18 protein-coding genes and 1 pseudogene are annotated in these 21,967 nt (G+C 45.4%); 12 read left to right on the top strand and 7 right to left on the bottom strand.

Features of this window, described 5'->3' with window-relative positions:
* Positions 1 to 728: 728 nt before the first annotated feature.
* Entirely contained in the window at positions 729 to 992 is a 264-nt protein-coding gene (gene psb34, locus RLO19_RS10170) for a photosystem II assembly protein Psb34 (protein WP_446356054.1), read from the top strand.
* A gap of 28 nt (positions 993 to 1,020) precedes the next feature.
* Here psb34 and RLO19_RS10165 read toward each other — a convergent pair whose 3' ends face one another.
* Complete coding sequence (locus RLO19_RS10165; RefSeq protein ID WP_446356053.1) at positions 1,021 to 1,224, bottom strand: hypothetical protein; 204 nt, start codon at positions 1,222 to 1,224, stop codon at positions 1,021 to 1,023.
* Positions 1,225 to 1,300: 76 nt separating this feature from the next.
* On the opposite strand from RLO19_RS10165, the gene mnmG reads away from it, so the two are divergent.
* Complete coding sequence (gene mnmG / locus RLO19_RS10160) at positions 1,301 to 3,247, top strand: tRNA uridine-5-carboxymethylaminomethyl(34) synthesis enzyme MnmG (RefSeq protein ID WP_446356052.1); 1,947 nt, start codon at positions 1,301 to 1,303, stop codon at positions 3,245 to 3,247.
* An 83-nt stretch (positions 3,248 to 3,330) separates the two neighbouring features.
* Here the strand turns inward: mnmG and RLO19_RS10155 are convergent, their stop codons facing one another.
* A complete protein-coding gene (locus RLO19_RS10155) occupies positions 3,331 to 3,531 on the bottom strand; it encodes a heavy-metal-associated domain-containing protein (RefSeq protein WP_446339263.1) in 201 nt (66 codons plus the stop codon).
* A 277-nt stretch (positions 3,532 to 3,808) separates the two neighbouring features.
* On the opposite strand from RLO19_RS10155, the gene RLO19_RS10150 reads away from it, so the two are divergent.
* From RLO19_RS10150 to RLO19_RS10140, 3 genes are all read left to right on the top strand, one after another.
* Positions 3,809 to 4,120, top strand: a complete 312-nt coding sequence (locus RLO19_RS10150; RefSeq protein ID WP_446356050.1) for a hypothetical protein — start codon at positions 3,809 to 3,811, stop codon at positions 4,118 to 4,120.
* A gap of 152 nt (positions 4,121 to 4,272) precedes the next feature.
* Positions 4,273 to 5,289, top strand: coding sequence for a GDSL-type esterase/lipase family protein (locus RLO19_RS10145; RefSeq protein ID WP_446356048.1), 1,017 nt, complete (start codon positions 4,273 to 4,275; stop codon positions 5,287 to 5,289).
* Between the two features lie 227 nt (positions 5,290 to 5,516).
* Positions 5,517 to 5,714, top strand: coding sequence for a hypothetical protein (locus RLO19_RS10140; protein WP_446356046.1), 198 nt, complete (start codon positions 5,517 to 5,519; stop codon positions 5,712 to 5,714).
* 118 nt (positions 5,715 to 5,832) lie between these two features.
* Here RLO19_RS10140 and RLO19_RS10135 read toward each other — a convergent pair whose 3' ends face one another.
* Complete coding sequence (locus tag RLO19_RS10135; protein ID WP_446356044.1) at positions 5,833 to 6,033, bottom strand: hypothetical protein; 201 nt, start codon at positions 6,031 to 6,033, stop codon at positions 5,833 to 5,835.
* A gap of 1,130 nt (positions 6,034 to 7,163) precedes the next feature.
* On the opposite strand from RLO19_RS10135, the gene RLO19_RS10130 reads away from it, so the two are divergent.
* Positions 7,164 to 9,389, top strand: a complete 2,226-nt coding sequence (locus RLO19_RS10130; RefSeq protein ID WP_446356042.1) for a putative baseplate assembly protein — start codon at positions 7,164 to 7,166, stop codon at positions 9,387 to 9,389.
* 101 nt (positions 9,390 to 9,490) lie between these two features.
* Here the strand turns inward: RLO19_RS10130 and RLO19_RS10125 are convergent.
* Positions 9,491 to 10,985, bottom strand: a pseudogene (locus RLO19_RS10125) (IS200/IS605 family accessory protein TnpB-related protein).
* A gap of 843 nt (positions 10,986 to 11,828) precedes the next feature.
* Here RLO19_RS10125 and RLO19_RS10120 point away from each other — a divergent pair.
* A protein-coding gene (locus RLO19_RS10120; RefSeq protein WP_446356040.1) for an ISKra4 family transposase occupies positions 11,829 to 12,898 on the top strand; the annotation gives its coding sequence in 2 pieces (ribosomal slippage) (positions 11,829 to 11,982 and positions 11,982 to 12,898; 1,071 coding nt in all).
* Positions 12,899 to 13,511: 613 nt separating this feature from the next.
* Here the strand turns inward: RLO19_RS10120 and RLO19_RS10115 are convergent.
* From RLO19_RS10115 to RLO19_RS10105, 3 genes are all read right to left on the bottom strand, one after another.
* Positions 13,512 to 14,303: a tRNA-dependent cyclodipeptide synthase gene (locus RLO19_RS10115; protein WP_446356038.1), complete on the bottom strand. Its 792-nt coding sequence runs from the start codon at positions 14,301 to 14,303 to the stop codon at positions 13,512 to 13,514.
* 371 nt (positions 14,304 to 14,674) lie between these two features.
* Positions 14,675 to 14,803, bottom strand: coding sequence for a hypothetical protein (locus tag RLO19_RS10110; RefSeq protein WP_446356036.1), 129 nt, complete (start codon positions 14,801 to 14,803; stop codon positions 14,675 to 14,677).
* 137 nt (positions 14,804 to 14,940) lie between these two features.
* Positions 14,941 to 15,147 (bottom strand): hypothetical protein, encoded by a 207-nt coding sequence (locus RLO19_RS10105; RefSeq protein ID WP_446356035.1) that lies wholly within the window; start codon positions 15,145 to 15,147, stop codon positions 14,941 to 14,943.
* Here RLO19_RS10105 and RLO19_RS10100 point away from each other — a divergent pair.
* From RLO19_RS10100 to RLO19_RS10080, 5 genes are all read left to right on the top strand, one after another.
* Positions 15,141 to 16,178 (top strand): phage tail protein, encoded by a 1,038-nt coding sequence (locus RLO19_RS10100; RefSeq protein ID WP_446356033.1) that lies wholly within the window; start codon positions 15,141 to 15,143, stop codon positions 16,176 to 16,178. The genes RLO19_RS10105 and RLO19_RS10100 overlap by 7 nt on opposite strands.
* Positions 16,179 to 16,223: 45 nt before the next feature.
* The gene (locus tag RLO19_RS10095; protein WP_446356031.1) at positions 16,224 to 17,702 is read left to right on the top strand and encodes a hypothetical protein; all 1,479 of its coding nucleotides are present in this window, start codon (positions 16,224 to 16,226) and stop codon (positions 17,700 to 17,702) included.
* A 79-nt stretch (positions 17,703 to 17,781) separates the two neighbouring features.
* The gene (locus tag RLO19_RS10090) at positions 17,782 to 19,971 is read left to right on the top strand and encodes a hypothetical protein (protein ID WP_446356029.1); all 2,190 of its coding nucleotides are present in this window, start codon (positions 17,782 to 17,784) and stop codon (positions 19,969 to 19,971) included.
* 169 nt (positions 19,972 to 20,140) lie between these two features.
* Positions 20,141 to 21,316: an anhydro-N-acetylmuramic acid kinase gene (locus RLO19_RS10085; protein WP_446356027.1), complete on the top strand. Its 1,176-nt coding sequence runs from the start codon at positions 20,141 to 20,143 to the stop codon at positions 21,314 to 21,316.
* A gap of 178 nt (positions 21,317 to 21,494) precedes the next feature.
* Positions 21,495 to 21,941 (top strand): hypothetical protein, encoded by a 447-nt coding sequence (locus RLO19_RS10080; RefSeq protein ID WP_446338098.1) that lies wholly within the window; start codon positions 21,495 to 21,497, stop codon positions 21,939 to 21,941.
* The last annotated feature ends 26 nt before the right edge of the window (positions 21,942 to 21,967 follow it).

Below are 21,967 nucleotides of genomic sequence, written 5' to 3'. Positions count from 1 at the left end.
CAGCCCCTATACAAAATACAAAAGGATAGGTACATGGTTAAGGTAGGATTTCTCGGTACAGGATTACCCAGACATTGGGTTGAATAGTTACAGATATGGGAACGTTTTGAGCCTTCGCTAGTAGAACCTCGTTTGTAGGGGCGGGTTTAGGGAATTTTGTGCAAGCTATTGGTGATAACGTTTATTCAAAACCCGCCCTGACTGATATCTATGGGCGAGTTTCACTACTATCGTTTCTTTTTAACCCAGATGTTACTAAACCCACCCAAGTTTGACTTAAGCCGCCCCCATTTCTCTTATCTCCCCTACCCAAGCGATTTCGAGATTTCTGGGGAAACGTTCAAGTCTGGGAGTTGATTATTGCCATTGTGCGTTTGACCGTATTTTGGCGAAACCCAATGAAGGGTATGATTGCGAATGTGCCGTTGTAATTGATTAGAGTAGCCAAGGAATCTATTCATAACCCACCTCTAAGAAATCTTCATCAATCTTACTGCCTTTATTGGGGTGAAAGGGTTAACCTTTGGCAAGGTATTCGTAAAATTTGAGTTAATTAGGACTTATGTTGAATAGCACGCTCCTGCCAGACTGGTGGGCAGTGCCCACCCTACGGTATATCAAGAGTTTTGGCGATCCCTAAATGCAGAAGGCGAGCGTGCCATTAGATTTATGTTGGCTTTACCGTTGAACCTGTAAAAGAAACAAACAAAACAGAGGAGAAAGAGCCGATGTACACCACAATCAACCAAGATGGACAACTGAACAACTACGCGATCGAAACCCCTGTATATTATGCTGAATATCCCAATAGTGAGCAACAGCGTCGCTATGCCTTTCAAGGGGCGTGCGCTATTCTATTCGTCAAGCGGGTTTCACTACTATCTTTTCTTTTGCACCCAGATGTGACTAAACCCGCCCCTACTCAGGTTTCTAGACTTCCTGTGAAAAGTCAGATCAGGGGTAGGAGTGTTAAAGGCAATGGAAGTGAGTAATATCACCACAGAAGGCAAGAATTAAGGCTTATGCTGAACAACTTGGTTTATTTGCCAGAGATGCAGGGGCAAATGCTTTAGGTTCCGTTTTAGGCTCAATTGTGGGATTGCTGTTAGCTGCTTGATAAGGTTCGCTTACCTGGAATGTAAGAAAGTGATACATCTTTAAGGGCGCAAGCCTTGCGCCCCTACGTTGCATGACGATAACGGTAAAACAGTAGAGACGCGCCATGGTGCGTCTCTACCACCGTATCTGAATTGGGATTCGGTAGAATGAAGCATGAGTCCTTGTCACTCAAACGCTTATCATGACCACACATTCCCCTGTAGATTTCCAAGACGCTTTTGATGTCATCGTTGTCGGTGCTGGACATTCTGGCTGCGAAGCGGCACTCGCCGCCGCCCGCTTGGGATGTCGCACTCTCCTGCTTACCCTGAACTTGGATAAAATCGCTTGGCAACCCTGTAACCCCGCCGTGGGTGCCCCGGCTAAATCCCAACTTGCCCACGAGGTAGACGCTTTGGGGGGAGAAATTGGTAAGATGGCAGACCGTACCTATCTCCAAAAGCGGGTATTAAATCAGTCGCGCGGACCTGCGGTTTGGGCGTTACGGGCGCAAACGGATAAGCGGGAATATGCGGCGGTGATGAAACGGATTGTCGAGAACCAGGAGAATCTGGTAATCCGTGAAGGGATGGTGACAGATTTAGTCTTGGGTGCGAATGATCAGGTTATCGGTGTTCAGACTTATTTTGGTGTAGCATTTGCCGCCCCTGCGGTTATATTAACTACAGGAACGTTCCTGGGTGGATGTATTTGGGTAGGAAATAAGTCAATGTCCGCAGGACGCGCTGGGGAATTTGCAGCGGTGGGATTGACGGAAACCCTGAACCGACTGGGGCTTGAAACGGGACGTTTGAAGACGGGAACCCCGGCGCGGGTGGATAAGCGCTCTGTAGATTACACTAAGATGGAACCTCAACCTGGGGATGAAGCGGTATCTTGGTTTAGCTTTGACCCAGAGGTTTGGGTGGAACGGGAACAGATGAATTGTTATATTACCCGTACCACAGCCGAAACTCATCGGTTGATTCGGGACAATCTGCATCTGTCCCCAGTTTATGGGGGTTGGGTGGATGCAAAAGGACCCCGTTACTGTCCCAGTATTGAAGATAAAATTGTCCGGTTTGCGGATAAGGAAAGCCACCAGATCTTTATTGAACCGGAAGGGCGAGATATTCCCGAACTCTATATCCAGGGATTCTCGACAGGATTGCCAGAGAATCTACAATTGCAAATGCTGCGATCGCTCCCTGGATTAGAACATTGTACAATGCTACGTCCGGCTTATGCTGTGGAGTATGATTATCTACCCGCAACTCAGTGTTTTCCCACGTTAATGACGAAAAAAATAGAGGGATTATTCTGCGCTGGACAAATTAATGGAACGACAGGGTATGAAGAAGCCGCCGCCCAGGGAATTGTCGCGGGGATTAATGCGGTACGCTATGTGCGACATCAAGAAATGCTAATATTTCCTCGTGAAGAAAGCTATATCGGTACATTAATTGATGATTTATGTACTAAAGATTTGAGAGAACCTTACCGGATGCTAACCAGCCGTTCCGAGTATCGGTTACTCCTGCGTTCTGATAATGCAGATCGCCGTCTGACTCCTTTGGGACGGGAAATTGGCTTAATTGATGACCGCCGTTGGCAACTTTATAGTCAAAAACAAGACAATATTGCGGCGGAAAAGGAACGACTCCAAACTGTACGGATCAAGGAACATGAGGAATTAGGAGTTGCGATCGCGTCGGATACTCAGCAACGGATTAAGGGTTCGATTACGCTGGCTGAATTGCTGCGTCGTCCCAAATTCCACTACGTTAATCTAGATCACTACGAATTAGGTAACCCCAGTCTCAACCAAGCTGAACGAGAAGGCGCGGAGATTGATATCAAATACGCGGGATATCTCCAACGCCAGCAAAATCAAATCGATCAAGTGTCCCGTCAAGCCCAGCGACGATTACCAACAGATCTCGATTATGATGCCATTGAAACATTATCTAAGGAATCTCGCGAGAAACTATCCCAGGTCAAACCCTTGACGATTGGTCAAGCCTCTCGCATTGGTGGAGTTAACCCGGCGGATATTAACGCCTTGCTGGTGTATTTAGAAGTGCGATCGCGCCAATCAGTGAACCGTTCAGATTCCCCCATACCAACAGCCTCAGCAATCTCAGGCTAATTCTACTCGATTCTGTGACTTGTAGAGACGTTGCATGCAATGTCTCTACAATTTGGAAAGAACAAATGCCAGATTGGATGATATTATTCCACCTTATGTCCGACTGCGGTAATCATTTGTTTAATCGACTCCGGAGACGCCTCGGTTTCCACGCTAACCGTCTTACCCGCCACATCAACATTGACTTTCGCTTCAGGTTCGTGGGTATGAATCCCTTCGCTAATGGTTTTGGCGCAAGCATCACAAGCAATACTTGGAACGTTGAATTTCATCGAATTCGCCATAGTGTAGATTTCACTCCAGTTTTTATTCAATCTTTAATTATAGCGAAGTCCTGATTCTCGTTCCTCACTCTAAGGGATGAACTTAGGGAAAAGCTTAGGGTCAGAAAATGTAGTTCTTTCTATATCATCTTTATATCTATAACTGAAGAATAATACAGGATAAAAATTACGATAATTGACGGAGTATTTTTTAGGCAGATTAGCGTATAGATTCTTAAAGGCAAGCCCCTTTAAATATGTCATTATGTTAAGAGAAAGCCTTAATCTTACCTCGATCATGCAAGGAATATCCACATTATTCACCCGTCCTCAATTCAACTCATCCGCAGATTATTTGAACAATCAAATTAACTTGAGGAGAAAAGTATCCAAATTGCAGCAATTTTTTGCCCAGTGCGATATTGATGAAGCTTTAGCAGAGCAACGCTTTCTAGAACAATGGATCACGGAACATGCAACCGAAGTTAACAATGCTTTACAAACAATACAACTGTCAGCGAATAATCTATTCGTTGTTCTAGGCTTTATCAATTCTATTGATGTAACCCTTAGAAAAGCCGTCATTGTCGCTTTTTTACAGAATGAGTAAATCCGGGGAACGCTACCCCCGTTATAACAAAGTCTTTACCTTGCGGACTTTGTTTGTGTAGCAGCGATTTCAATCGCCTCCTCTTGCTATACCATCCTGATACTCTGGCAAATTCCTGTCAAAGGAAAAAGAGAGAGTAATGGAGTTTTAGCATGAGCGATCCGTATTTACTAGCAGCCAGTCTGCTTACCGTAGGTCCGGTATCTGCACCCCCCCCACCCCCACTGGTTCCCAACCTGTTCGAGAATCTGTCAGCTTTGTTGGCTTCAGCGAAAGCTCATCAATCGCACTCCGTTGTCACTCAACCGCTTATCTCTGGGGTGGAAATCCCTAGTGTTGAGTTTAGTTCATCGGTTAGTAGTTGGCACTTTAGTGCCATCACGAATCAAGCGCTTACTACAAACTCTAAAAGTAACATTTCCCCCAAACCTCAATCCCCGGTTATCTCTCCCCAATCTGGAACTCAACTCTATTACCAACGATTCGCCGCACTAAAAGCGGGTCAAACTTATACAAGTCTGTCGGCTGATAGCTTCCAGTCGGTTTGGAGTGAAGCGAAACTGACTAAACCCACTCATACGCAATGGAAACAGCTACTCGCAGAAGAAGCGAAAGCGATGGCGAGGGGACAGGGGAATAATCGTTTGTCTATTTTAGTGGGTGATTCCTTGAGTCTTTGGTTTCCGACAGCCAACCTACCTAAAAGTCAATTTTGGCTGAATCAGGGTATTTCTGGGGAGAACTCTAGCCAAATTTTGGAGCGACTCTCAGCTTTTTCCCAAACGCGACCCGATACAATCTATGTGATGGCTGGCACAAACGACTTGCGCCAGGGTGTTCGCGATCGCGTGATTCTCGATAATACCCGCCAAATCATCCAGCGCTTACGTCAGAACCACCCGCAAGCTCAAATTATCGTTCAGTCTATTTTACCCACCAGGTTAAGTGCGATTGGGAGCGATCGCATCCACAACCTGAATCAGCAAATCGCCGCGATTGCACAGCAAGAAGGCGCAGGCTATCTTAACCTGCACAGCTTATTTGTGGATAATCAAGGTCAAATGCAACGGGAGTTAACCACCGATGGGATTCATCTGGCGAGGCGTGGTTATGCGGTGTGGCAAAATGCCTTAAACTATGCCGATGCTTTAATCTTGGCGAATCGTTAAGGTTATTTTTCATTGTACCTACGTACAACCCCAATCAACCTACGCGATCGCTGAGTATCTTGAAGATGATCGCCTCCAGGGGTGACGCTTGCGGCAGCTAATTACCCGAGACAAGCAAAATATCTATCCTAAGAAAGAGCCAGACAAGGGACTTATTCGGACAAACTTAGTATGTAGGATTTAACAATGGGTCAAGCCAATATAAAGACCCTAACCATAAAAACTCAATGATGTACTTAAACCGCTCTGGCTCTTTCTTTGAGCCAGAGCGGTTTGATTTATCTAAAGTAGAGGTGTGGAGTCTCACCACAAACCCGAATTTCAGCGCCTTGCTTTACACAGTTGTCATGTTAAGAGTTGGGGCGGGTTTAATTACATTGGGGGTGAGGCACAAAGCGATAATAGTTAAACCCGTTCCTACATAACGGACGGGTTTAGTGACTCTGGCTGAGGTGAAAAACGATAGGAGTCCAAAGAACCCCTGCACACCGCCATGCCAGACTACTTTGGGCGAAGGGTCAAGACGTGATGCAAGAAGCGTCTCTAAACTGCCTGTCGAGACGCTAGCTTTTCCAGGGTAGCTTGGGTTTGCTGTAACAACTGCTCTCTGCTATCCACTGCCTTGGTCAGGTTTGGAACTAAATTCCGGGCTTGTAACGCCATGTGTAGCTGGAGCTGAGCCACGTACTCACTAATATCTTCATGAACAAAGTCGTTGGCGGTTTGAGCAGAATACAAATCCAAAGCGTCCTCCTTTCCTGAATGCTGTGCTTTTGGTCAACACCTCATTGAAGCTATCACGCTCTGGGCAATCTGCTCTCGCTTTGTAATAAAACTGCAATAAAGTTTAAAGATTTTGGGGTTAAATGTTAAGTCATGTAAACAAGCCGACTCACAAATGACAAAGAACCACAAAGGACACTCAAAATAAACAAACTGACTCTGGCTGAACCGGGCAAGTTCCGGTGGGGAGTTGGGTTCGGCGTAAATCCAGCCAAGTCAAATTAGTCAGAAAGTTCAGGGGAGGGGAGTAACATCTGTAATTTGAATTTCCAAAATGCGAATTGCTGGCGAAACAAAGGTTTTGTTAAAACCTCAACACTTTGGTATAATAATGTTAGGTACGGCGGATTATGTTCGGCACGACCTAGCACCTAGAAAACTTAATATTATAAGGTTCCAGTAGAGAATATTTGTTACAATAACGCATCTATTGGGTAAAAATAAGAGTGCGTTCATAAGGCTTTTTAGTCTTAACTCTTTAGCAGAAATGGCTTGGAGGGGTATAAAAGACCCAATTTCCTGATACCCACCGAGAACAGCGGATCTTCGTGATAACAGCAGAGGAGAATCCCCAACTAGATTACTCTTGACTTCTCCCCCGGTTAAACTTGCCCTCGAACGAAGTGAAGGGACGCGGGGGATTCTAAGAGGATACTACGGGACGAACTAAAGCCGCGTCCCTTCGTTTTGCTCGTCTTCTTAGAGTTCCAGAGAAAAACCCTGGATGGCGCAGTCAAAAACGCCCTACTGACCTAGGCTAGGTCAAGACCTAACTGTATCTCTACTTATGGTTATATTATATCACTTAAGAATGTTATTGCGGGATAAATCCCGCTGTCTTTACAACTTGCTCGGTTTCATCCCTCGGATAAATCACGAGGGCTTTCACCATCGCTTATGACGTAAGTTGTGGTACGTTTTTGGGTGAATTATAGCGTTTATTAGTGTTGTGAGGTACATGATTAAGGGCGCAAGCCTTTACATGATTAAGGGCGCAAGGATGGTGCCCCTACAGTTGGGTGTACCGCTGACATAGGACGAATGATGAATGACAAATGACATAAACGAATGACATAAACGAATGACAAATTATGGAATTTGATTTTTTACCGAATTTACCAAAATCAGATCTGGACGATCGCACGTTTCAGGATTTGGTGGAAGAGTGTATCCTCCGCATTCCCCGCTACTGTCCAGAGTGGACGAACTATAACCCAAGTGACCCAGGAATCACGCTGATTGAACTGTTCGCGTGGTTAACTGACCAAATGTTGCTGCGGTTCAATCAAGTCCCCCGGCGTAACTATGTTACATTTCTGGAATTACTGGGGATTCGCCTACAAGCCCCAACCCCGGCGCAAACCCAACAAACGTTTTATCTGAGTGCGGCGCTACCGGAATCCTACACGATTCCAACGGGAACAGAAGTGGCGACGGTACGAACCCAAGCCGACGATGCGATTATTTTTAGCACCGATCGCTCCCTGGTGATTGCTAAACCCAGTATCCGCCATTTTCTCACCTCCGACACCGATGAAGCTCAACCCCAAATCCTGCGCGATCGCTTCGTGGGAACTTGGACTCAGCGATCCAGCGGAGAGTGGCAAGGCTTGGAGTTATCGATTTTTAATGAACAACCCCAAACGGGAAATTGCTTTTATATCGTCTTTGAGGGGGATCAACCCATTGAAGGCAATGTTATCGCCCTGCGGATCAAAGGTGAAGCCGCTACCTCCACCGGGATTAATCCCGAAGATCCACCCCGCCTTTGGCAAGCCTGGAATGGTATGTTTTGGGAACCTATCCTGCTGCGAGAAGCCGATGATAGCACCAAAGGATTCAGTTTTAGTGAACTGATTCAGCAGGGAGGCGATCCTTTACAAGGGGCGGATGTTGTCTTGCATTTACCCCTGCGTTTACCGGTTACCCAATTTGTTACCTATCAGGGACGCTGGCTGCGCTGTATTTACACCGAACCTCGCTTCAATCAACCCGGTTATATTCGTTCCCCGCGAATTGTTGGTTTAGATGTCCGTTCGATTGGCGGTACAGTCGAAGTCACCCAATGTACCACGATTCGGAATGAAATCCTCGGCGAAAGTGATGGAACCCCCGGTCAAACCTTTCAATTACAAGGACGGGGAATTTTACCCCGACGGGATGAGGAACATATTCTGGTGATTCCGCCTGGAGGTTTACCACAGATATGGCAAGAAGTCAATGATTTTGCCGATTCAGGTCCAGAAGACCTGCACTATACCATTGATGCGATTACCGGAACCGTTCAATTTGGGCCCCTATTACGAGAACCCTCTCAACTGCGAGAACAGACGTGGTGGCGTTCCCAGTCTCAGAGAGTACCGTCGGAAATGCTCAATTTAGTCAATGGTAGAACTGGCGCGGTAGAACGGCGGGATATCGCTGGGATGGAGTCAATGGAACGTCAATATGGGGCGGTTCCCCCTAGAGGTGCTGTGATTCAAATGGTCGCCTATCGCATTGGAGGTGGACAACAGGGTAACGTACAAGGGGGCGCGATTCAAGTTCTCAAATCCGCCGTTCCTTATGTAGCTAACGTGATCAACCATTCCCCCGCCCGGAATGGCGCTGATGCTGAATCCTTAGAAGAAGCCGTGATCCGTGTACCACGACTTTTACGAACCCGCGATCGCGCCGTCACTCCCGAAGACTTTGAATACCTAGCCATGGAAGCAGGAAGCGGTTCAATTGCTCGCACGTTATGCTTATCACCCATTCGCAAAGAAGAAGCTGGAAGAGTGCGTCTGCTGCTTGTACCCAACGCCAATACCGATGGTATTGAGCGAGGTGAAGGAATTGACCCAGACTTCTTAACCCTGACTCCCCAACTCACCGAGCGAGTGCTGAGTTATCTCGACGAACGACGATTACTGGGTGTAGAAATCATCTGTAGCCAACCTGATTACGTCGGGGTTGCAGTACAAACTGAAGTTGCTCTCGATCCAGCTTATAATAATCCCCGCGCTCAACAAGAAATACTATTGAAATTACAAACCGCATTGTATCGCTTTCTCAATCCTCTGATCGGCGGTTCAGAGGGTAAAGGGTGGTCATTTGGTCGCCCAGTTTACTCATCTGATATTGTGACCCTATTACAAAGCGTGCCTGGTGTACAGTATTTAGGCGCTGTCCAACTGTTTGAATTACGGCGTCAGGGACAAACTTGGATGCGAACCTTACCACGAACCCCTGTTATTGACCCCGGTCCTTTGGGTTTAATCTGTTCATGGCACAATAATAAATTACGCTCTGGTCATGTGATCAACTTAATTCCCTAGAATTTTTTTGTCGGGGCGGGTTTTGCCGATAATGTTCACTAGAAAACCGCTTCTAAAAGTCTGGACACATCTACCAAAAAGTAGACAACCTTGGACAAAACTTAGCGGTATATGTTTATACCAGCGCTTGCTTTTAGTGCGTTGCCGCTTCCCTGTTGAGGGTTGACCAAAAACTCCCAGTTAGAGATACCATAGTAGGCGTGCCTACTTTTGATAAAACGCTTGATTTTACTATTCAGTTGGTTCCAATGGCTCCATACGTGCAAGAATATCGTTCACCGATAGATAGGCGGTTATGGAGCCGGGTAATTTTTCTGTTAATCTCATTCCGCGACGGGCAATCGCCAGGGCAGCCGCTTCATCACTGGCTAACCCATACATTCGGGCATACTTAACCAGACCAATCAGGCTGGTGTAGGCGGGATTGACCTGTCTGACCTCTATCCCGCGATTGGATAGGATAGCAGTTAACAACTCAAAAAAGCGGCTGTATGCCCAAGCAGATAGCATTCGGGCATACAAGCGTCCTTTTTCCCTGAGTTGGTTTTTCTTGCCGGAAAAGTCCAACTCCTCACACACAATCGGGCATTGGTAGACAATCGCCATATCCAATAGCCAGAAACAGATATGCCTGATGGCGGCGTCCTGTTTGCCACGGGGTAAACCCATCTCTATTGGGATTTGCCCATGGTGCTTGAGATTGCCTTCTTTATCGATGTATGCCCAACCGATTGAACCGGGATTCAGGTCTATACCAATGCAGCCGTAGTGGATTGGTCTAGATATCTGTTTGACTGGTGCTGGTGTAAATTGTACCGCCACACACCACTTACCTTCTTTTCGGTAGAAGTGCCAGGTTTTAGCACCCTCTGATGGCAGTCGGTTAACATTCCGATGGAAATCTCCAATTTCAGATGAGACATATTTGCCAAACTTGTCCTCCAGAGAGTAGGGAACCCGAATTTTGATTGTCTGCCCGTCCCATTGACAAGACTGATTCCCACAGGTTTCGGCGGCGGCTCCTACTACATAAGCTTGTCCTTTGGGTATAGTTACCCGAATGGGAGCCGCTTGAAGGTACTCGAGCTGTAATTGATAGTGGTTTAGCTTGCGCTTTTTGTGGTGCAGTTGGAAACGTAGGTTTTGCCAGTTAGTCTCCCGGTATTGGATAGACACCGAGAGCGGAAACTGACAGCCAGTTTGACTATTTTGCCAGTTTTTTCTACGGTAAAACTTACAAGAGTTTTTTAACTTGCGTGTAGCCTTTTTGATCCACTCCCCACAGGATTTGGCTTTGGCGGTTAGCACCTTGATGTGACGTTGACGGTTAGCCGACGCAGCATCTACCGCCCCCTGACTAAAAGCTATCACTCCATTGGCGTGGCGCTTATTTATCCCATAGGTCTGCTGTAAATACCTGTTCCATTGAGACTTGTTGAATTCATTATCCCAGAGGAGATGATTAGCTGTCTCACATGCTGCTTGATGAAATATAGATGAGTATTCGGCTAGAAACATTTCCAATTGAGTTTTACCCAATGGGTTTAACTCAATTGCTGGGGTGGGAAGTCCTTTGCAGTATGTAAGTGTAACCATTGATTCGACCTTTCAATGTTCGTTTTCTTGTATACCACATCAGTCATTTCTCTTCGGATAGAACCTTACCCAGAAATGGGCAACAATGGGTAGATGTGTCCAGGGTTTTGGTTACAGTTACTCACCCCTAACTTAACAAAGCACCCGCCCCGATTTGATCCAACGCGCTAGTCGGACATGGTTTTGAGTTATTGTGTTCCGTTCTACAACACTTGGACAAAGGGGAGCATGTCAGGGAAAGCACGCGCCGAGTCATCTCCCGATGAAGACAGCAGAGCATGAAGGAGTGACAAGCGGCTGCAGAACTTGACAGACAAAGCATTTGCTCCCTTCAGCCTCAAAAAAATAGTAGCGATTATCACAGGTTTACCCTCGAAGGATGAGGGTGATGAGAATGATAATCACTTGCTGGGTCAAAAAATGGGTTAAAACCCTTACCTGGCATACCTTCGACACTCGTGCAGCAAGCCCTAAGTAGTTGGCGGCTCGCTCTTTGTTTGTGACCGCTCCCATTAAATGCCGTAGATAGAACCCTTAGAGAGCAGCAAGAACTTAATTAATGGGTTTTGTAAAAATCCGCGATCGCACTCTCTAATGCAGTTAAGAGCTTTGGCTTCATGAGCGTAAGGGGCGCGAGCGCTTTCCTTTACTCTTTTTCTAAAATGAGACTTTTGTCAAGTACAATTTATACCAAATTAGATGAGCTTACCCTGGCGTAATATTTAGGATGGCACTCAATATAGGATACCCAGCTTGGTTCAACTCTTTCTAGCTGACACAAAAGCCCACAAAGTACCCCCATGAGGGATAATAGGGTATCTTCTCTATCACAGGTAGTGACGAATGAACTCTCAAAAAGAGAAAGCCTTAAAAGAACATATCCAAGCGATCGCGAACATCCTATATGAAGAGACATCACCCGAACAGTTGAGGAACTTGGAGACGATTGAAGCCACTGTGCATCATCAGGTGAGAGAGTATGTCAGTCCAGAAATCGGAATTTTTTTATCCAAAAAGCAACAGAAACAAGTGCCGGAAAAATCCGAACCCTGAAAAGTTGGATTGGAGAACTACATCTAACCAATAAACAAGCCAAACGTTTAGGGGTAAAATCCTACACCCAAATCAGTCCTTATTTGGAAAAATGTTGTCTGATTGTTAGTGCCAATGTCTCTTATGAAAATGCCGCCAAAGATATCAAAGTCTTAACGGGAATTGAAGTGTCAGCAAAAACTCAACAGCGATTAGTACATCGACAGGAATTTCCGTTACCCCTTCCCGACAAAGAAATTCAGGAATTAAGCGTAGATGGGGGAAAAATTCGTTTAAGAACGTCATTGGGTGAGCCATGTATTTGGCGAGATTACAAAGGCATCAGGATTCATGAGCAAGTAACCGAAGCATTCTTTCAAGAAAATGAAACTTTAATTAACTGGGTGAATGAACAAAGGTTAGCATCTCCACTTACCTGTATTGGGGATGGACACGACGGGATTTGGAATATTATTAGTCAAATTGGAAAGCCAAATTCTCGAAGAGAAATTCTGGACTGGTTTCATTTAAAAGAAAATCTGTATAAAGTGGGAGGGTCGAAAAAAAGGTTAAAAAAAGCTGAAGCCATTTTGTGGCAAGGGAAAGTCGAGGATGTCTTAGAACTCTTTGCCGAGTTGAAGACTAAAGTTGCCAAGAATTTTTGTGACTATCTGGGCAAACATCGCCATCGCATCCTCAACTATTCATATTATTCGTCCGAACAAATTTGTTCAGTGGCATCAGGTGCAGTTGAGTCAGCCGTTAAACAAATTGATCGACGTACCAAGATTAGTGGAGCGCAGTGGAATCAGGAGAATGTGCCGAAAGTTCTAGCTCATCGCTGTGCTTATCTGAATCATCAACTCTACAGCACTTTCTAAAAGTTTGGGTTCACTGGGTCGGGAACAAGAGCGCCTGCTCCCCCTTGCTATTGAGTTCTTAATATATATTTAATCAAAGGAAAATTGTTTTTTAAGTTTTTGAAAAAAGGCAAAAAAGTACGTGCAAAAGCAGTGAGTCTTACTCGCCATCTGTGTCAACTTCAGCCATAATCATTATCGTAAAGAGAGACTCGGTTAGAATGCTTTTCAGCTTAAGTTAACGCTCTTATGTCACTCGCTTTCCACCAGGTGATTATCATTCTCATCACCCTCATCCTTCGAGGGTGAGCCTGTGATAATCGCTACTATTTTTTTTGAGGCTGAAGGGAGCAAATGCTTTGTCTGTCAAGTTCTGTAGCCGCTTGTCACTCCTTCATGCTCTGCTGTCTTCATCGGGAGATGACTCGGCGCGTGCTTTCCCTGACATGCTCCCAATGCACGTTCGCGGCCTCCAGAATTAGAAAAGAGAAGTAAACCCTTATCTATCTGTGCCTTTTCAATAATGGCAGGCACGTCAGCACACTCATTACTAACTCTTTTCTCATATATATTCTTATAAATTTGACCTGCTCGAATTTCAGGCAGTGAGCTAGAAGATTCAAAATACATACCACTATCGCCCCTTAAAATGGATTGATACTACTATTAGCTGTTTAAGCTCTTCAATAATATCTGCATATTCTCCATTAGCAATTTCAGTAAGCGTGCTAAAAGACCCAGGATAAACCATAACGGAAAATCCACGTCTTTGAAGACAGGTGAAGATTGCAAACTCTTCCAAAAAATAGTCACAAGATCGACTAATATAATACTCTAATTCAGATCTGCTACAATTAATCAATCTTCTTTCATTATATTTGCGACCAAATGATTCGACTGATGAACGAAACTTGCCATTAGTTTCAAAGTAGTTTTGAAGATATTGATGCAATTGATTATATTCATCTGATGCCTGAATTTGATGACAAGTCTCGAAGTTAAATTTGGTTTGCCCGCAGAAAGCATTAAAAATGTGTTCATTCTCTTGAATAAAAGAATTACCAATATCTAAAGCTTTGCCAAAAGCAATCTTTGGTTCAAGTCCTCTTGTTATCTCTAGAGTGATACGGTGAATACTGTCACCAACTAATACTATGCAGTGAAGAAAGCGCTTTGAAATCCATTCAATCAATGCTCTTAGCTTTTCAGGTGTAAAATTCTTGTTCTCAAGACTAATTCCCAAAAAACAGGATTCGAGTTGCTCAAAGCTAGCTCTGGCCGAGAAAGGTACAACAGCATCAACCTTTGCTCGGTATCTATTCTCAGGAAGCAACTTTATTGACTGGGGGAACAATTCTTCTAAATCAGAAACAGAATTATCAGTCATAATTGGGGCATAGTAAAGAATACGTGTAAAATCGGTCATGATGTAAAGGTTTCTGAACTTCTATCACCTAATATCCATCCTAAATTTCCTTTTTTGAAGTGGCTACTACTGTCCGCAGCCAAATCTCAATTAAGATAAGCATTATGCGCCTCTTTAATAAAATCCCTCAGTAGCAGTGTTAACCTGCGGAATGTGGAATGTAGAGTACATTATATAGCAATCCTAAATAGGATGCAACAAGTGAACGGCTTGAAACCCAGGTATAGCAAGGGTTTCAGTTTTGAAAATTGCCACAACCTAAATAGGATTGCTATATATCCTGTTTCTCACATCCACATATAAGTTTCACTCGCTTCGGTGTCGGCACTCAACCAGTCCACAGGCTTAAAATCGGACGAAACTCGCCCTACTCAAAGTCTGTAATTGTAGTAATTTGAGAAACTTTGCTGCTTTAATCCGTTATTTTCAGCGCCATTAAGGTATGCTGGATTTCTCAACCGCCTTATTACAGGTGCGCTACTATTGTAGAGACGCGCCATGGCGCGTCTCTACTTTGTTACGGGGTCTCAGGCCCCTGAGATTTTTAGCTTGGTTTTCGCTTGCGTTCATTATAACACAACAACACCTGGACAAAATATCCAACAATGTCCAGAGGTGTCCAACTTTTTGGTTACAGTTACTTCCCCTGTTCCCGTTTCGCCGTTCCCTGTTCCCGTTTCGCCGTTCCCTGTTCCCGTTTCCCTGTTCCCTGTTCCCGTTTCGCCGTTCCCTGTTCCCGTTTCCCTGTTCCCTGTTCCCCTTTCCCTGTTCCCTGTTCCCCGTTCCCTGTTCCCTGTTCCCCTTTCCCTGTTCCCCGTTCCCCTTGACAAATGACAAATGACACAAGCTCGCGATATATTACCCTTACGTCTGCAACTGACTCCCATGCAGTTGCCAGAGGTCACGCCTGAGTCCATTGGGGGGTCGAGCGAGTTAGAAGCGCCTTTGCTCAGCCAAGCAACTCGGCAAACAGAACGTCGCGGTTGCTATCTTACCCTCTACCCCGGAGAACCCAGTGAACTCCTGCTGGAACTAGAAAATCTAAGCAACCATACCTTACACTTGGATATTCAAATCCAGGGAGATTTTCCCTCCCAATGGTATCGTTTAGGTATGGAAGGGCGGGAACTCCGTCCCGGTGGACTCATGGAAGCTGTCATTCGCTTTTATATGCCAGCCGATTTCTTTGAGTCTAATCAGGTAGGAGATGCTCAACCTTCTCACCGTCTCGATTATCGCGGTCAGATTTATGTCTACTACAGCCAATCGGTAACGGGGAACAAACATGTTGAATCAGCTAGCTTTAATCTTTATGTTCGCCCTCACAGCTTATATTTAAACTTTTTACCTGAAATCTATCGAGAAGTAGATTTTATTAGTCGCTTGCTGAAAATTTTCGAGCAAGCCTTTGAACCGACAGTACAATCCCTGGATGCTTTATGGGCGTATCTCGACCCCTTAATGACACCAGAGACACTTCTACCCTTTCTAGCCCATTGGGTAGGTTGGCAACTTAACCCCGCCTTAAGCCTACAGCGACAGCGCTATCTAATTCGTCAGGCGATGGAGATTTATCGCTGGCGGGGTACGCGCAGGGGATTAAGATTCTACTTGCATCTATTTACTGACTTACCTTTAGATGATCATCTCCCAGAACATCAAAGGCATATTTGTATTCAAGAAGTTTTTGGTCAGGGATTTATGATGGGAAACACGCGGCTAAATCAAGACTCCCTTATCGGCGGCGGACAACCTTATCATTTCATTGTGCGACTGCGTCCTGATCCTCCGACTAAAATTGACGAATTATTAGTTCATCAAATTATTCAACAAGAAAAACCCGCATTTTGTACCTATGAACTCTATGTTGAATGACAAATGACAAATGACAAACGACCAATGAGAAATGAGAAATGACAAATGACTAACCATTTCCCTCCACCTTCTATCCAACAATTTGAGCGTCTCCATGTCACAGATGGCTTACTCATTGATGCCCAACGTTGGCAGTTAGCGCACCAATATCACCGTCAGTATCGTAGAACCTATTACCAATCTCTGCATCAGCCCGGAATTGTCTTCGGTTTGGGGGTACATATCGTTCCCGCACCCGCTGATGTGGTGGCAAAATACCGAGATGAACGTTGGGTCGAAATTCAACCGGGAATTGCCATTGATTTATTTGGCAATTTTATCGTAGTGCCTGAACCAATGTCCTACCGGATTTCTTCAGAAGCGGCGCCAGAAAAACCCTTGATGGTTTATTTGGTAGTTAAATTTAGAGATCCCGAAGAATTACGCACCCGTAGAACCACAGATAGAATCATCGAAACATTTCGGATTGATGAGAAGACGAGTCCACCCACTGAAGGGGATGTCGAATTGTGCCGGATTCTCCTTAAAGCTGGAAAATTTAAACTTGAAGTCCCCGTCCATGTTTTCTCCCCTAGCTATAACCAGTTGGACTTGCGCTACCGTCTCCAGCCACAAGCGCGACCTCAGGCGGTTGTTCAAGTTGCCATGTACAAAGGGCTAGCCGTTGATAACTATGAACATGAGCGTATTTTAGCGAATCTCTCCTATCTTCTGCAATCAACTTCTGGACTTTATCCAGCCCTGCAGGGGGGTGATGAAATTGGACAATTCAGTTTACAATTAGCAGAGCTACAAAATATTTTAGAATATGATTTATTTTTCATGGTGGATCGCCAAGTCCATGTATTAGGAGAATCTGAATTTGAGGTTCTGCGACAGTATTTAAAGGCAGGAGGCACACTTTTAGTAGAAGCGTCGTCAGACTTGAAACATTGGAGGCAAGGCAATGCGATAAAAGACCTGAGCCAACTTTACCACGAACTCGAACAAGCATTAACTCAAATCGATAACACTCCAAATATTGATACAGATACAAGATTAAAGCAATGCCGACAAGATATTGTAAGTGAACGAGAGATGATTGCGACAGAGTTAGCCAGACGCAAGAATTCGATCGCGGGTCGATTCCAAGAGTTTGCCCAAAGTTTGGGAGTTCTGTTAAATCCACTGGAAAAATTAGACCGCCACGACTTACTTCGGACTCAACCCTTTCTCTTTGCTGCGGCACCTACTATCAATAGAAAGCCGATTCAAATCTTAAGCGGTGGCGGAATTATCGTCGTGCTAGGTAACTTATCAGGGGCGTGGGGAATCAATGAAAAGCGACTTACCTCCCGTGAAGCAATCCGTACAGCACAGGAAATAGGGATTAACATTTTGTATACGGCTTGGCGTCGCCGACAGCTAACTTGGGGACAGCAGCCACTGCCAAAAGTTGTTACATCAACTCCTTCCCACCCCTCCAAGCCATCAAAACCGCCGGATAAATCCCGTCGAGATGATCTGTTTGATAAGTTGATCTAGGGTGTTGATGAGGGAACTGCTTAAGGGAACTGCTTAACAGGAAAACTGGGGGAGTTTCAGGAGTAAGGAAAAAAAAATAATGGCAGATAATTTAATTGATACGACTGTTTCCCCAAAACAACTTAGATTTAAGCCAGGAGGTCTACCTGCTGCGTTTGAAGTTATGGTGGTGAATGATAGCGATCGCTTTGCCAGTTTTCAGGTGGAAGTCATGGCGGCTGGGGTTGAGGTTGATCGCCTTCCGGATTGGTACATTATCTCCCCAGAAGTGAGTACCAAAAAGCCTCCCGGTGATGTCACCCATTTTCAGGTGACGATTGTGGATAATCCTGTACCAGGGTTTGTGGGACTAATGAACCTAACGGTACGTGTCTTCTCCATGGAACTCCCAGATGAAGACAGAGAAGTCCTGCGTTTAATTTTAGAACAAGGTACGGGTTCGATTCCGTTAAAATTGGATCTGCCAGTGCGGGAGTTTCAAGAGCATCCAGCAAATCAGCAGGAAATCCCGGTACGGGTTTATAATCCCAGTCAACTTGAAACTGATGTTACTTTGAGGTTTTCGGGCTTAGATCCAACCTGGATTGTGGATGGAACTGAACGCCAGTTACACCTACCTCCTGGCGGACAAGCAACCGAAACATTTATCTGCCAAATTCCTGATATTCCCCAAGCCCCCAGCCGGATTTATCCCTTTACAATTGAGGCGACTCATCGTCATGGAACTCCTGCCCAAGTGGAAGGTATCCTAGAAGTTTTGCCTATGGGATTGGTTGAATTTAGCGCCACTCCCAAGCAGCAACAAATTCCAGCCAAACGCACCTGGTTACCCAACTGGCGTAATTTCCCGGTTACCTACACATTGGAATTTGATAATCATAGCAATCTTCAGCAGCAAGTCACTGTTGAAATTCAAGGTGAAGACAAACAGGAATGTACCTTAGAATTGCCGGATAAACCCGCAGAATTGAATCCAGGTCAAATCGCTCAAGCAGCGACTAGAGTTCAAGCCCGACGCCATTTATGGGGTGGAACCAAGCGGCTATCTTTAGAAGCGGTGGCGATGTTATCGGATCAGCGTTTAGGAAATACCAATCCCACTAGTCAAGTGTTAAGACTGGATGTTTATCCGATTCTTCCGGCTTGGTTAGTTTTGGGTGGAGGAGTTTTGCTTTTATATTTTATCTGGTGGCTATCTTGGCTCAATCCCAATAACAAATTTTTTGGACACCAAGCGGCAGTTAATTCGGTGCAATTTAATGGCATGAGCCAGAATGTCGTTAGTGGTTCCAGTGATGAAACTTTAATTAAATGGCGAGTTGATGGCTTTTTTAACCCCTTTGCTAATCCAGAAGTAGAGGAGATTGCCGATACGGGGAAAGCGGTGCGGGTTATTCGTTATAAACCTGTAGATAATAATGTGGTTGCAGCAGGGTTGGAAAATGGTGAGATTCAACTATTGAATTTATTGGCAGAAACCCCAAAATTGATGGATTCTTTTTCTTTTCAAAAAGATGATCGGGTCTTAGCCTTAGAGTTTACTGAAGACTCTCGTTATCTGTTTAGCGGTCATGGCAGTGGTAAGGTGCTTGGGTGGGATATTTACCAAGATCTAGACCAATCTCTAGGACAATTGAACGAAGAAAAGCAACCGATTCTGGAGCTAAACTTTGACTTCGCTGTCTATAACTTGGAATTTATAGGACAAGGCAATCAAAATTTAGCAGTTGCTGGACGATTAAATCAGTTAGTTATTTTGAATTTGGGTGATAATTCTCTGCGTAAAGTGACATACAAAGCCGGAGAGGAAGGGGGAAAAGATGACTATATATTAAGCATGGATGTTGCCAAATTAAAACCCTATCTTTTGGCAACGGCTGATAATCAAGGCACTATTACTCTATGGAATATGCGATCCTGTTTGGTGGATAATCAGTCTTGTGAAATTCTTGATCGGTGGTCGAATGGTCATGGCGGTCAACCAGTGCGCTCTGTGGCTTTAAGTAATGGGGGTTGTTACTTAGCCAGTGGTGGCGATGACGGGCGAATGATGCTGTGGCCCCTAACGAATCAGGGTAAACGAGCAGAAAATTATGCAAGTGGGATTGAAGTGGGTCGGTCATTGAGAAACCAAGCATTCAAATTTAATAGTGTTGATATAAATGTTTTGAAGAGAAATATTCTGATCGCTAGTGGTAGTGACGATACCCAGGTGCGGGTGAGACGAGCGAAACGGCTGCAAGGGTTAGGGTGCGATCGCGATGAGTAGGGGTTTGGTTACCAAACCCCTGTTTGGTAACCAAACCCCTACGGCGTGGTGAGGATGTCACAGACTTCAGCCTCACGGCTGAGGTTTTTTTTCGAGGAAATGCCAACTCTTGGTACAATCTATTGATTCCTACAGTAGCTATTTTCGTCTTCCTCCCCCAGCAAAAACTATGACCCGGGTGATTGGATTAATAAGTGGTACGTCAGTTGATGGAATTGATGCGGCTTTCGTCGAGATTGCTGGTTCCGAGTCAGATTTAACCGTGAAGTTGTTGGCGGGAGAGACTTACCCCTACCCGGAACAACTGCGATCGCAAATCCTCAATCTCTGTGCTGGCGGTTCTATATCTATGGCAGAACTCGCTGTGTTAGATGATGCGATCGCCCAACAATTTGCCCAAGCCGCCCAAGCCATCCAGAAACACCACCCACCCGCCGCTACGCTGATCGGTTCCCACGGTCAAACTGTTTACCATCGCCCCCCTGTTCCTCGGCTCCGGGACGCGCCATGGCACGTCTCTACATGCACCCCCTTGGGATATAGTCTTCAGTTAGGACGGGGAGAGGTTATTGCTGACGCCACAGGGATTAAAACTATCAGTAATTTCCGTGTTGCTGATATCGCAGTTGGGGGTCAAGGAGCGCCCCTAGTCTCCAAAATTGATGCTTGTTTGCTCTGCTCCCCGACTCAACACCGATGTATCCAAAATATCGGCGGAATTGGTAATGTTACCTACCTCCCCCCCTGTCAAGGGAATTGGTTAGATGCTGTCTGCGGTTGGGATACAGGACCTGGGAATAGTCTGTTGGATTTAGCGGTGCAGCATTTTACTCAGGGAAGCAAAACCTATGACCAAGACGGGAACTGGGCACGTCAGGGTACGGTTTGTCAAGCCTTGCTTAACCAATGGTTAGCCCATGACTTTTTCCAACAAGCCCCCCCTAAATCCACAGGGCGAGAATTGTTCGGTTGGGATTACTTACAACAATGTATTGCCCAGAGTCAACTCTATTCCCTGAGTCCAGCTGATCTATTGGCAACCCTGACAGAACTCACCGTCGCCTCAATTGAGGAAAGCTACCGTCGCTTTTTGCCCCAGATGCCCGATCAGATATTCTTATGCGGTGGGGGTAGCCGCAATCTCTATCTCAAACAGCGCTTACAAGCCCGGTTACAGTCAGTGGGTATACAAACAACAGATGAGGCTGGGGTGAGTGGAGATTTCAAAGAAGCGATCGCCTTTGCCGTTTTAGCCTATTGGCGAGACTTGGGCATTTGCGGGAATCTCCCTCAAGTTACAGGCGCCAAGCAAGGGGTACTTTTGGGTAATATCGCGCCATCCTAAAATAATTAACTTAGAATGAAGCGTTTCTTGCCCACTTGGGACTACACTTAATACTGAAACATAATTGCCTTTTTTATCTTCATGACTACCATTTTGGCAATCTGCTTAGTCAGGCATTGTGTCACTGTTGAGGAAAAATTAAACAAGCAATATTCGATCAGAGGCAAAGGGTAACGCTGTGGCTCACACCTTTTTAATGGAGGCAGGACGATGGACACTCCAGGGGAATTGGCTGGAGCGCAATGGATTGCTGCTGAGCGTCAGAGGGAAAACAATTGTTGCCTGGGGTCGAGAAAACTGGTTTACGATGGTGACAAAGCTGGTTTTTCCCGACGATGAGCGCGAGGATATTTCTTTCCAGTATCGGGGGCGTCTTGATGCCGGAGAACGACAGTATACCTTTGTTTTACAGCATAGTGGTTTAGGTCGTGTCGAAGGCGAGGGTTGGATCACTCCAGAATCAATTGTTCAACGCTATTGGGTTTTAGGCGATCGTCAAAGACGTAGTGGTTTTGAAACCCGACACCAGCTTGATGACAATACCTACTACCTCTCCAGTAGCATCATGGCGGGTCATTATCTGACCAGCACAATGGAAGCCAAGCTAGAACGACAGCCGGGATAGCACAAGACGTATTAACTGGTACACCA

The sequence above is a fragment of the Coleofasciculus sp. G2-EDA-02 genome (genome assembly GCF_040226375.1).
GTDB lineage: Bacteria > Cyanobacteriota > Cyanobacteriia > Cyanobacteriales > Coleofasciculaceae > Coleofasciculus.
Note: the sequence above shows the minus strand (reverse complement) of the source record. Positions and strands in the feature narration are given on the sequence as shown.